13 protein-coding genes and 1 pseudogene are annotated in these 12,799 nt (G+C 41.6%); 13 read left to right on the top strand and 1 reads right to left on the bottom strand.

Translation table 11 applies throughout. From position 1 onward, the window contains the following. Positions 1–307 precede the first annotated feature (307 nt). From ACF3OC_RS05780 to arsB, 4 genes are all read left to right on the top strand, one after another. Complete coding sequence (locus ACF3OC_RS05780; RefSeq protein WP_002993233.1) at positions 308–637, top strand: helix-turn-helix transcriptional regulator; 330 nt, start codon at positions 308–310, stop codon at positions 635–637. A 75-nt stretch (positions 638–712) separates the two neighbouring features. Beyond that, positions 713–1,177, top strand: coding sequence for a DUF6428 family protein (locus ACF3OC_RS05785; RefSeq protein ID WP_002993236.1), 465 nt, complete (start codon positions 713–715; stop codon positions 1,175–1,177). Between the two features lie 19 nt (positions 1,178–1,196). Further along, entirely contained in the window at positions 1,197–1,811 is a 615-nt protein-coding gene (locus ACF3OC_RS05790; RefSeq protein WP_002993237.1) for a hypothetical protein, read from the top strand. Positions 1,812–1,814: 3 nt separating this feature from the next. Further along, positions 1,815–2,843: an ACR3 family arsenite efflux transporter gene (gene arsB, locus ACF3OC_RS05795; protein ID WP_002993239.1), complete on the top strand. Its 1,029-nt coding sequence runs from the start codon at positions 1,815–1,817 to the stop codon at positions 2,841–2,843. A gap of 73 nt (positions 2,844–2,916) precedes the next feature. On the opposite strand, the pseudogene ACF3OC_RS05800 reads toward arsB, so the two are convergent. Then, positions 2,917–3,201: pseudogene (locus ACF3OC_RS05800) on the bottom strand (ORF6N domain-containing protein); the annotation flags it as partial. Between the two features lie 19 nt (positions 3,202–3,220). Between ACF3OC_RS05800 and ACF3OC_RS05805 the strand changes: the two are divergent. The 9 genes from ACF3OC_RS05805 to ACF3OC_RS05845 all read left to right on the top strand — a co-directional run bounded on the left by ACF3OC_RS05805 (position 3,221) and on the right by ACF3OC_RS05845 (position 12,785). Beyond that, on the top strand, positions 3,221–3,799 hold the full coding sequence (locus ACF3OC_RS05805; RefSeq protein ID WP_002993243.1) for an efflux RND transporter permease subunit: 579 nt from the start codon (positions 3,221–3,223) through the stop codon (positions 3,797–3,799). Then, positions 3,796–4,980 carry a TolC family protein gene (locus ACF3OC_RS05810; RefSeq protein ID WP_002993245.1) on the top strand — a complete coding sequence of 395 codons (1,185 nt, stop codon included), beginning with the start codon at positions 3,796–3,798 and terminating at the stop codon, positions 4,978–4,980. The genes ACF3OC_RS05805 and ACF3OC_RS05810 overlap by 4 nt, the downstream gene beginning before the upstream one ends. A gap of 262 nt (positions 4,981–5,242) precedes the next feature. After that, entirely contained in the window at positions 5,243–5,806 is a 564-nt protein-coding gene (locus ACF3OC_RS05815) for an AraC family transcriptional regulator (RefSeq protein WP_002993247.1), read from the top strand. Between the two features lie 375 nt (positions 5,807–6,181). Continuing rightward, positions 6,182–7,279, top strand: a complete 1,098-nt coding sequence (locus tag ACF3OC_RS05820; protein WP_094258254.1) for a TonB-dependent receptor — start codon at positions 6,182–6,184, stop codon at positions 7,277–7,279. A gap of 35 nt (positions 7,280–7,314) precedes the next feature. Continuing rightward, complete coding sequence (locus ACF3OC_RS05825) at positions 7,315–7,878, top strand: hypothetical protein (RefSeq protein ID WP_002993254.1); 564 nt, start codon at positions 7,315–7,317, stop codon at positions 7,876–7,878. A 264-nt stretch (positions 7,879–8,142) separates the two neighbouring features. Next, positions 8,143–10,554, top strand: a complete 2,412-nt coding sequence (locus tag ACF3OC_RS05830) for a heavy metal translocating P-type ATPase (protein WP_002993255.1) — start codon at positions 8,143–8,145, stop codon at positions 10,552–10,554. 99 nt (positions 10,555–10,653) lie between these two features. Beyond that, complete coding sequence (locus tag ACF3OC_RS05835; protein ID WP_002993257.1) at positions 10,654–10,875, top strand: heavy-metal-associated domain-containing protein; 222 nt, start codon at positions 10,654–10,656, stop codon at positions 10,873–10,875. Positions 10,876–11,583: 708 nt separating this feature from the next. Beyond that, complete coding sequence (locus ACF3OC_RS05840; protein ID WP_037459498.1) at positions 11,584–12,465, top strand: DUF3347 domain-containing protein; 882 nt, start codon at positions 11,584–11,586, stop codon at positions 12,463–12,465. 14 nt (positions 12,466–12,479) lie between these two features. Then, a complete protein-coding gene (locus ACF3OC_RS05845) occupies positions 12,480–12,785 on the top strand; it encodes a hypothetical protein (protein WP_002993263.1) in 306 nt (101 codons plus the stop codon). Positions 12,786–12,799 lie beyond the last annotated feature (14 nt).

The raw sequence follows: 12,799 nt of genomic DNA on the forward strand, positions 1-12,799 counted from the left end.
CTGTGGAACATCTCTTGCATGTCTTTCAAGAGGTTTTCCCTTTGTGAACAGTAGGACGATTTCTGCATTTGCCCGTGTAATATATCCCATTCCAATAAAAACCCAATCATTGTTCCTGTTCGTTTTTTTTTCTTGCAACGGCTAAGGTATCAGCGAGAAGAAAAGGTCGACTGAAAGTGGCAGAGTTTGGCTTTGAGAGGTAGGGTTTTACCACACATAAGATTATTAAAAGAATTGATTGTTTTTTTACAAACCATATTATATCTAAATTTATTATCGTAATATTGCGATATATAAAAAACAAAGCATGGGACTTACTAAATCAGAAATATTCACGGACGAGCAAAACAGATTAGCTTCTCTATTTAAGGTTCTGGCACACCCTGCAAGGGTTGCCATACTTCAATATATCATTAACCAGAAAGCCTGTATCTGTAATGATCTGGTCGAGGAATTGGGATTGGCACAGGCTACGATTTCTCAGCATTTAAAGGAGTTAAAGAGTATCGGCATCATTCAAGGCACAATCGAGGTTAAATCTGTTTGTTATTGCATCGATAAAAATGTTTGGAAAAAAATCCAAGCAGATTTTAATTCATTCTTTGATCAGGAAGTAAAGGTAAACAAGTGCTGTTAGCCGTGATTTTTTAATATTTAACATCGCTATATTACGATACAATATTTTAATAAATCATTTCAAAATTCAAAAACAATGAAACTATCAAACATCAAAGAAATCTTACCAACATTGGACAATGTTGAATTTCAATTAGCGGACGGAACATTTGTCCCCAAACATTTCCACGTTACGGAGGTAGGTATTGTTACAAAACATTTTATTGATTGTGGCGGAACGATCAGAAATGAAAAGGTCGTCAACTTCCAGTTGTGGAACGCCAACGATTTTGAACACAGGCTAAAGCCGACCAAACTATTGAACATCATCAAACTGTCCGAAGAAAAATTGGATATTCAAGATGCCGAAATAGAAGTGGAATACCAAAGCGAAACCATTGGCAAATACAATCTGGATTTTAACGGAAACCATTTTGTACTGAAAAACAAACAAACCGCTTGTTTGGCAAGTGATGCCTGCGGTATTCCTGCCGAAAAACAAAAAGTAGAATTATCAGAGCTGAACAGTGCTTGCTGTTCGCCTAATTCGGACTGTTGTTAAACCCTATAAACCAATCGTAATGTACAAGAATTTAGCTGAAACCATAAAGGGAATATCTGATGTTCAGACCGTAAGCGAAGAACGTAAAACCATATTGCAACCCTTGATAGACTTCGTACAACAAAAAGTAAGCAACGGACAGGTAATAAATCTCAATTTCATCTGTACACACAATTCACGAAGAAGCCATTTATCGCAGGTTTGGGCACAGGTGGCAAGTGTATATTACCATATCCCGAATGTATATTGCTATTCGGGCGGTACGGAAGAAACGGCATTATTTCCGAAAGTAGTGGAAACATTGAATGAACAGGGTTTTTCTGCTTTCAAAATTTCGGAAGCGGACAATCCTGTTTATGCTATTAAGTACAGTGAAAATGCTTTGCCGATTATCGGTTTTTCAAAAAAGTACGATAGCCCTTTCAATCCTGTATCGGCATTCACTGCCATTATGACCTGTTCACAGGCAGACGATGGCTGTCCTTTTATTGCAGGTGCAGAAAAGAGAATACCTATCACATTTGAAGACCCGAAGATTTCAGACGGCACAACAGAGCAGACAAAGATATATGCGGAAAGGAGTTTGGAGATAGCAACTGAAATGTTCTATGTTTTTTCAATGATTAAAAAATAACCAATGCAACCAAAACTAAAATTTCTTGACCGTTACCTTACCCTATGGATATTCCTTGCTATGGCATTTGGCGTAGGATTAGGATATTTCTTTCCCAACATTTCTAACGTAACAGACAGCTTGTCCGTAGGAACCATTAATATCCCGCTGGCAATAGGTTTGATACTGATGATGTACCCGCCATTGGCAAAGGTGGATTATACAGTATTGCCCAAAGCGTTTAAGGATAAAAAAGTAATTGGAATATCTTTATTCCTCAATTGGGTAATCGGTACGGTAATGATGTTCGGGTTAGCCGTTCTGTTTTTAAGGAATGAACCCGATTATATGACGGGATTGATTTTGATAGGATTGGCAAGATGTATCGCAATGGTAATTGTATGGAGCGACCTGGCAAAAGCCAACAGGGAATATACGGCACTATTGGTAGCGTTGAACAGTGTCTTTCAGATATTGAGTTACAGTTTTTTGGTTTGGCTTTTTATCAACGTATTGCCGAGTAAATTAGGATTAGCCAATTTCAATGTAAATGTATCAATGAAAGACGTTACCGAAAGCGTGTTGATATACTTGGGTATTCCTTTTTTTACAGGTTTCGTGAGCCGATATGTTCTTATAAAATCAAAAGGCATTGAATGGTACAATAGAAAATACATACCGGCAGTATCACCTATTACACTTTACGCATTATTGTTTACCATTGTACTGATGTTCAGTTTGAAAGGCGACAAGATATTGGAGTTGCCAGTGGACGTGATTAAGATAGCCATACCGCTAATCATCTATTTTGTATTGATGTTTTTCGTGAGCTTTTTTATAAGCAAATCCCTGAATGTTCCTTATGACAGGAACGCGTCCATAGCATTTACAGCCACCGGGAACAATTTTGAATTGGCCATAGCCGTAGCCATTGCGGTTTTTGGTATTCATTCTCCACAGGCATTTGTTGGCGTTATCGGACCATTGGTCGAAGTGCCTGTACTGATACTATTGGTAAGGGCAAGTTTATGGTTGAAGAAGAAACTATACTAAGTTGATGTAAATAACTTAGCGGGATTTTAGAATTGTCAAGAAACTAAAATTAAACCCTCTGAATCCGGAGCGTTTATTGTTTGTTCAAGATGTGAAGCATCCTGCCCACCTCAATATCCATTCGGGAAAATGCAAACCATTTTTTGCCCAGGTCTTTGAGCGAAGCCCCTATATGGTAAAGCTCCGCTTGGTCTATTATCAAAAATCGGTCGTGGGTATCGGAGAAAACCTTAATTTCAATCGGGAGGTATTGGCTGTTGTACCGTTTTATGTCCAATTGTAGCTGATTGCTGATTGCTTTGGTGTAGATTGTTGCGGTTACATTTTGTTTTCGCTTAACCAATATCGTTAGTGCCGTTGAGGAAATCCAACAGATAGTGGGCGAAAAAATAAAGCTGCCCGAAGATTACCACATTGAATACGGTGGGCAATTTGAAGCGGAGGCAGAAGCATCGCAGACCTTGATTGCGACCTCCCTGCTTTCCATTCTGATTATTTTCCTGATACTGTTCCGGGAGTTCAAAACGGTAAAGTTAGCCGCCATCATTTTAATCAACCTGTCTTTGGCATTGATTGGCGGTGTGTTCAGCATCTATTTTACCAGTGGCATTTTGAGCATTCCTGCCATTATCGGTTTTATCACCTTGTTTGGTGTGGCTACCCGTAACGGCATCCTGCTCGTATCGCATTACAATACATTGTGTGATGAGGGGTTGGATTTGTACGATACGGTTATACAAGGCTCAAAGAACAGGTTAAGCCCCATCCTGATGACGGCACTTACCGCAGGGCTGGCATTGATACCGCTTGCTATTGCGGGCGATTTGCCCGGCAACGAGATACAAAGTCCTATGGCAAAAGTGATATTGGGCGGCTTGCTTACTTCTACATTGCTCAACATTTTTATTGTTCCGGCGGTGTACTATTTATCTAACAAAAAAGCAGCTAAAGCATGAACATAAAATTTTTAACGGCAATCTGTATGTGCGTTTTTACCATACAATTGCAGGCACAGTCAGGATTGGAAACCGTCTTGTCTGATGTTGCCAAGAACAATAAAACGCTGCAAACCCAAAGCAAATATTGGGATGCGCAGAAGTTATTGTACCATACGGGCAATACGCTGTACGACCCTGTGGTCAGCTACGATTTTATGCGTGGCTCACCCTATGCCATTGCGGGCAACCAAACGGACATTAACGTCTTGCAGCGTTTCGACTTTCCCACGGTTTACAGTAAAAAGAAAGCATTGGCTGGCGAGCAGAGTAAGCAGGCAGATTTTTCGCTAACAGCCAACAGGCAGGAAATATTATTGGGAGCGAAAAAGATTTGCATTGAACTGATATACCGCAATAAACTTCAGGAAAGAATTATAGAACGGAAAACAAAAACCGAAAAGTTCCTGACCGACTTTCAGACCAAACTGGATAAGGGCGAAGGTAATGTGCTGGACGTGAATAAGGCTAAACTTCAATTGATTGAGATTAATAAAGATTATCAGTTGAACATTTCCGCTATCAACCAACTTCATCAAAAACTGACGGAACTTAACGGCGGTATAGAGATAGTCTTTAACGATACCATATACCCTGAATATAAGCCCGTTCCTGCATTTGAAGAATTGGAAGAAACAATTGAATACAAAGACCCGGTAAGAAAATATTTGACACAACAGACCGTAGTAGCCCAAAAGGATATTGAAGTTACTAAGGCATTGACCCTGCCAAAATTTGAAGTGGGTTTTCATTATCAGGGTATTTTAGGGCAGCAGTTTTACGGTGCAAAAGTAGGCGTGAGCATTCCTTTGTGTGAAAACAAAAATCGGGTGAAGCAAAAGCAGGCTGAATTATCGGTGGCAGAAGTACAGGTAGCACGGCACAAGAACGAACATTATTATCATTTGAAGCAACTGTATGAAAAGTATATCAACCTGCAAAAGACGGTAGCAGAATATGAGAAAGTATTAAGCAGTATCAACAGTATTAAACTATTGGATAAAGCGTTATCATTCGGAGAGATAACCACTATCCAATATTTTTTGGAGGCAAGTTACTTTTATACCGCTACCAATAATTATTTGCAGGCGGAGAAAGAGTACAACGATGCAATAGCCGAACTGTACCAGTATTTGCTATAATTTAATATTGTAGGGTGAATGCAGACCATTAGCAAAGGCAGATGTATCACTGTTTTAAAACCTTGCGGAATACAACTTTCGCAAGGTTTCAATTAACTAAATTAGAAGCCTGGGCCGAGGCTTCAGGTTAACAAAAACCCAAATTAAAAGCGCCTATGCAGACAATGCAATCAGATAACTTGATTTAGACAGGAAGCAACGAGCGTAGTTCGACTTAAATCGTAAATTTGTTTATTGTGCTTAATATAGCAGTTAGTAAGATATGAATACACTCTTTATTAAAAATATGGTATGCGACCGCTGTATTATGGTGGTGCAAAACGAATTGGATAAACTTGGTTTAGATGCTAAAAATGTAAAGCTGGGCGAAGTTACCCTTACCAAAGAAATTACACCTACGGAGAAAGAGGCTTTGGTCAAGACTTTAGAGCCATTGGGGTTTGAAGTAATTGATGATAAAAAAGGCAGGATAATAGAAAAGATAAAGAACATTATCATTGACCTGGTACATCATCAGGATAGTGATGTAAAAACCAACCTTTCCGATGTATTGAGCGATAAACTGCACCACGATTACAATTACTTGTCCAATCTGTTTTCAGAAGTAGAGGGTACAACTATTGAAAAATACTTTATCGCCCAAAAGGTGGAAAAGGTAAAAGAACTGCTGGTGTATGATGAACTGTCGTTAAGTGAGATTGCCATGCGCCTCAACTATTCAAGCGTAGCCTATTTGAGCAACCAGTTCAAGAAAGTAACGGGGCTTACCCCGAGCTATTTCAAACAAGTCCGGGAAGATAAGAGAAAGCCGTTGGATAAAGTATAGGAACGGCTACGCTATTCAGGAACACTGCGGGCAAAGCCCTGACACCGTAAAATTGACTTCACTTATTTTATATCCTTTAGGCAACTTAAATAACGGTTGCACATCCTCTATACAAGTTACCGATTTACATTTTTGACAACTGAAATGCAAGTTGTTATGATTGTGGACTACTTCACAGTTATGGCAACTTGCATATCCTACACCCCCGTCAACGTTTACCACTTTGTGGACTAAATCTTCTTCCATTAACCTATCCAGTACCCGGAGATATTTGCCGGAGAGAAAGCCGGGAAACTGAACATACAGATTGCCGCACAATTCAACAACAGGGAAGAATTTGATATAGTCAGGAACAGCGAAATTACAACGCCTCAAATGACTTTGAATGTCAGCACGATTTCCGAAGAAATTTCTTGGGAGCATCCCACATTCAAAAACTTTAACGGAAGTATCGGCATATCCGCTATGCAGCAGGACAATACCTACAAAGGTCGGTATCTCATCCCTGCCTACAATTCCCAAACATACGGTGCATACTGGATTGAAAAATGGAAGAAGAACAAATGGGAGCTTCAGGGCGGTATCAGGTATGATTTTAAGCAAATCAGTACGGTACGATACCCTTACAATAACCAGCCTGTGGAGCATGACTTTGATTTTTCAACAATCGGGGCATCATTCAATACCATCTACCATCTTTCAGACCATATCAGGATAAACGGAATGGTCAGCCTTGCCAATAGGGCTCCCCACGTTAACGAACTGCTCATTGACGGCATACATCAAGGTACTGCCACCTATGAACTTGGGGACGTAAACCTGAAAATAGAGCAGGCTGTAAACACGGTCTTGGGGCTTTCATATAGCAATGAAGAAAAATCAGTAAATATAGACTGGTCTGTATTCTACAATTCCATCAACAACTTTATCTATTTACAGCCCCGCCCGGGAGAGCCTGTATTGACCATTGCAGGTGCATTTCCCAAATTCGTCTATCAACAGGCTGATGCCTATCTCACGGGAACGGATTTATTAATCAATTACAAGCCTGTACAGAAACTGGACATCATAGGAAAGGCATCTTTGCTAAGGGCGTACAATAAAACGATAAACGACTGGCTGATTTCCATGCCATCGGACAGGTTTTCATTGGGGTTCAATTACGAACTGCCCGATATAAGGTCTTTCCAAAAATCCTATATCGGGATGGAAATTCCGCTGGTCTTAAAACAGACAAGAGTACCTGATGAAAACATACACGGCCAGCAGGATTATAAGCTGCCCCCTGATGGTTATCTCCTGACAAATATATCCGCTGGTACAGTGGTCAGTGTCTTGGGCAGGTCACTGAACATCAATCTTGCAGTGAGCAACCTGTTCAATACCCGGTACAGAAACTACCTGAACAGCTTCAGGTATTTTACGGACGAAATGGGCAGAAACATCTCCGTTAGATTAAAGTACGTTTTCTGACAAACACGTTTTTCAACAATTAAATTTATATAACAATGACACAGAAATTCAAACATTTTTCTTCGATTGCCGTAGCGGCAATCGTACTATTCGCAACCTCATGCAGCAAAGACGATGACCCTATCCCCGAAGAAAACGACAACGAGGTAATCACTACGGTACAGCTACGTTTTAAGGAACAGGGAACCACGAACGAACTTCTTTATGCTTGGAAAGGTGCTGACGGAGCCGGAGGAAACGCCCCGGTCATAGACCAGATTGCACTGCAACCGGGTAAGTCCTATGATGTCAGCGTATCCTTTCTTGACGAGGTAAATGGTGAAGACATTACCGAAGAAGTAAGTGAGGAAAATATAGACCACCGTATTTATTACGTGCCATCTTCCACATCAAATATACAAATCACAAATTTGGATAAGGATGACAACAACGTTACGTTAGGGCTGGAAAGCGTTTGGACAACCACGACCGCTTCCACTGGTACGGTCAGGGTTGTGCTGCGCCATTATCCACAGGGAGGAAAGATTGAAACGGACTTGATTAATGACCCTAAGTCATCAACTGACGTAGATATTCAATTTAATTCTAAAGTTGAATAAACCCCGCACCAAGAAGAAGACCGGGCATCCGTCAGTATTTTAAGACCACAGCTTTTTAAGCAAACAATAAAGCATTGCGATTATCTTTCGCAATGCTTTGTGGTTTTAAAGACCATCTAAAACTGGCTTTATGGCGATAACCATCTGATGAAGTGGCTCACCTATACAGGATTTCAATAAATCTTACAAATCAAATCCAAAATTTCACAACAGTACCCATAATTATAATAGCCAATTTTGCATTGTAAATTAAAGCAGGCAAATATGGCGACAAACAGAGAAAATATATACATACCGTTGGAGGATGTAGAAAGCGAACACTGTGCATTAATCGTTGAAAAGGGATTGGCACAGGTAAAAGGCGTAGAAACCCATAAAGTAGAGCTGAACAACCGCAGGGCAGCGATTACAGTAGATAGCAATGAAACCGTAGGCGAAGCTGTTAAGGCAATTAAAGATTTAGGTTACGGAGTTCCTACGGTTAAAAGTGCTTTTCCGGTATTGGGCATGACCTGTGCATCCTGTGCGGGCAGTGCCGAAAGCATTGTTAAATACCAACCGGGAGTAGTTAATGCTTCCGTGAACTTTGCAACGGGCAATCTTACCGTGGAATATCTGCCCAATATGACCGATGCCTCCACCCTGCAAAAAGCGGTTCAGGGAGTAGGTTACGACCTATTGATTGAAGACAAAACCAAGCAGCAGGAAACGCTCGAAGCCATCCACGAAAAGAAATTCCGAACCTTGAAAAACAAGACCATTTGGGCAATTATCCTTTCCCTGCCCGTGGTAATCATAGGAATGTTCTTTATGGATATGCCCTATGCAGACCCGATAATGTGGCTCTTTTCCACGCCCGTTGTAATATGGTTGGGCAGGGATTTTTTTGTAAACGCTTGGAAGCAGGCAAAGCACCGTTCCGCCAATATGGATACGCTGGTGGCATTGAGTACAGGTATTGCCTACCTGTTCAGTGTTTTCAATATGCTGTTTGCCGACTTTTGGCATCAACGGGGACTGCATGCTCACGTATATTTTGAAGCGGCTGCCGTTATTATCGCATTCATCCTCTTGGGAAAACTGCTGGAAGAAAGAGCCAAAGGCAACACCTCTTCAGCCATTAAGAAGCTGATGGGCTTGCAGCCAAAAACGGTCATCGTGGTACATGCGGACGGAACGGAAAAGCAGACCGCTATCGAAGACGTAAGCGCAGGCGATGTGATACTCGTAAAGCCCGGTGAAAAGATTGCGGTAGACGGCATGGTCATATCGGGCAATTCGTATGTGGACGAAAGCATGTTAAGCGGTGAGCCTGTACCTGTATTGAAAAAAGAAAAAGAAAAAGTATTTGCAGGAACGATTAACCAAAAAGGCAGCTTCCGGTTCAGGGCGGTAAAAGTGGGCAAAGAAACCATGCTTGCCCACATCATCAAAATGGTGCAGGATGCACAGGGAAGCAAAGCACCCGTACAGAAACTGGTCGATAGGATTGCGGGCATCTTTGTTCCCACAGTGATAGGTATTGCCATCCTGACATTTACGCTATGGTTGATTTTGGGAGGCGAAAACGGGGTTGTTCAAGGTCTGTTGGCAGCCGTTACGGTATTGGTCATTGCCTGCCCCTGTGCTTTAGGCTTAGCGACACCCACCGCTATTATGGTAGGCGTTGGTAAAGGTGCTGAAAATGGCATTTTGATAAAGGATGCCGAAAGTTTGGAACTGGCCAAAAAAGTAAATGCCATCGTTTTGGACAAAACCGGAACCATCACCGAGGGAAGACCACAGGTAACGGGCATTAAATGGCTGAACAATGAGGACACTGCAAAAGAAATCCTTTTGAGCATCGAAAAGCAATCCGAGCATCCATTGGCAGAAGCCGTAGTGAAGCATCTTGGCGATGTAGCGACCACCTCTTTATCCATGTTCGACAGCATTACGGGCAAAGGCGCAAAAGCAGACCATGACAACGAAACCTATTATGTAGGCAACAAAAAGCTATTGGCAGAAAACAACATTGCCATTGCCGGCGAATTACAAGACCAGGCCGAAGAATGGGGCAAACAGTCTAAAACCGTTATCTGGTTTGCAAACAGCAAAAAGGCTCTTGCTGTAATCGCTATCGCCGATAAGATTAAGGAAACATCGGTGCGGGCTATCCGGGAAATGCAGGAAATGGGCATTGACCTGTATATGCTGACCGGAGATAATGAAGCTACTGCAAAAGCCATTGCGGAGCAGACAGGCATCAAGCATTACAAAGCCGAAGTTTTGCCACAGCACAAAGCCGACTTTGTGAAAGAACTGCAAAGTAAAGGAAAGGTAGTGGCAATGGTGGGCGATGGTATCAACGACAGCACCGCATTGGCAACAGCCGATGTAAGTATCGCAATGGGCAAAGGCAGCGACATCGCAATGGACGTAGCCAAGATGACCATCATTTCGTCCGACCTGACCAAGATACCGCAGGCAATACGCTTGTCCAAACAGACCGTAGCCACCATCAAGCAAAACCTGTTCTGGGCGTTTATCTACAACGTAATCGGCATTCCGGTAGCGGCAGGCATCCTTTACCCTGTTAACGGCTTCCTGCTCAACCCGATGATTGCGGGTGCGGCAATGGCATTGAGCAGCGTGAGCGTGGTCAGTAACAGCCTGCGGTTGAAGTGGAAGAAATAAAACAGTAAATCTCACAAATCAAACAAGAAATTACACAACAATAACTAACTGAATAGTACGGAAATTTGCATTATCAGATAACTCTAAAATTTGTAAACAATGGAAAATAAACAATTTCAATTCAAGACGAACATCAATTGCGGCGGCTGTATCGCATCTGTAAAGCCGCACTTGGACAAGGCAGAGGGCATCTGCCATTGGGAAGTGGACACGGCCAACAAGGACAAAGTACTTACCGTGAAGTCCGAGGGCATTACCGAGCATGAAGTAATATCGACCGTGCAAAAGGCAGGCTTCAAAATAGAACCTTTGGATGCCTAAGCCAGCAACTTTTTGAAATGCCCTTTTTCCGACCGAATTTCCATGAGGTTGGGTTGATGAAAAAGGGCATTTTATCAATTCTGAAAAAAGGCGATAGGTTATTGCGTATATGGCATTATTTTTCCATATAGCAAAAAAAACGTAAAACGATATAAAAAACCAATCTAATTTGTAACTTTGTTGCGTTGAAAAATTATAGAATACATATAGGCATTTTGACATTGTTCTGTTTGGTTTTCTTTATGATACCAAGTCAGAGCTATGCCTGTTCCAAAAATTCAACAAAGACCGAGCAGTCTTCCTGCTCAAAGGAGAAATCCAAAAAATCAGAACATACAAAAGGTTGCAAGAGCAAATCCTGTAAAAAATGCAAAAGTGACAAATGCGGGGGCGGTTGTTCCCACAGCTCTTGCAGGTGCGGTGCTTCAACCACTTCCCTAAATGTCCCAACCGTAATCGAATTAAAGGCAAAAGATCACTTAGCAGCAGCTAAAAAGCAAAAATTCGCTTTCAAAGAAGCCTATTATTCTTCGGGCTTTTTTTCCATTTGGCTACCGCCTAAAATAAGCTAAATTTATGGCCTGCCAGCCATAGGTATGTCCTGTCAGAAGCCGCTTCGGCTTTTTGCAAATCCCTTATTTGTATCATTTATTTAAAGTTTAAAACAGAAATGGGCTTTCAATACTTCATTTCTAAAAAGTAATTATTATGAAATCATTATCAAAAATAGTGATGGTAATCGCCGTATTACTATCCTCAATGAATGGTTTCGCACAAATCAAAAATGCGAAAACAGAAACCGTAAAGATTTACGGCAATTGTGGTATGTGTAAAACCACCATCGAAAAAGCAGGTAACATAAAAAAGGTAGCCAACGTGGACTGGAACAAAGATACCAAGATGGCTACGCTCACGTATGACAGCGAGAAAACAAATCAGGATGAAATCCTGAAACGTATCGCTTTGGCGGGTTATGATAGTGAGAAGTTCCGTGCGCCGGATGACGTATATGCGAAACTGGCTGAATGCTGCCAGTACGATAGACCTTTGAAGACAATTGCCCAAAACAAAGGGGCGGCAATGGACATGAAAGTCGGACATGGCAATCACAACCACGGTGAAATGGCAGCACCCGCTAACAAGGATGCAGCTCAAAATCAATCACAGCTAAAAGCTGTGTTTGACAACTACTTTTCAGTGAAAGATGCTTTGATAAAAACCGATGAGGCAACTGCATCTGCCAAAGCCGCTGAATTGGCTGCATCCCTTAAAGCAGTCGATATGAACAAGCTTTCGGCAGAGGAACATACGGCTTGGATGAAAGTAATGCAGGACTTGACAGCTAATGCGGAAAGCATTTCAAAATCAAAAGACGTTGCAAAACAAAGAAGTGCTTTTGCGGCACTTTCGGGAAGCATCTACATACTGGCTAAAGTGTCTAAACAGGATACACCAGTTTATTACCAGCACTGTCCTATGTACAATGGAGGTAAGGGGGCCAATTGGCTAAGTAAAGAGAATGCCATTAAAAACCCATATTACGGCTCACAGATGCTTACCTGCGGCAGTACGGTCGAAACCATTAAATAACAGGTCGGAAAGCTATGGAACAGTATAGTGATATGGTGCAGGCTCTTAAAGACCTAAGACAACGTGGGTACAGTATTGATTTTAGTCTGTTGCCGGACTGCCTTTACTGTGCGTCAAAGAGCCTGAAACTAAAACCGGAGGATTTTACGGTTACGGAAACTCATAGGTTTGAAAGCCTCGACAGCAGTCCTGATAACAATGCCGTGATTTATGCCATATCGTCCAATGACGGTAAGAGCAAAGGGGTACTTGTTGATGCCTATGGTACTTATGCTGAAGAAATGACCCATGAGATGGTAAAAAAATTAAATGCAACATAACTTTTAAAATCCCT

The organism is Sphingobacterium cellulitidis (assembly GCF_043187465.1).
Taxonomy (GTDB): Bacteria; Bacteroidota; Bacteroidia; order Sphingobacteriales; family Sphingobacteriaceae; genus Sphingobacterium; species Sphingobacterium cellulitidis.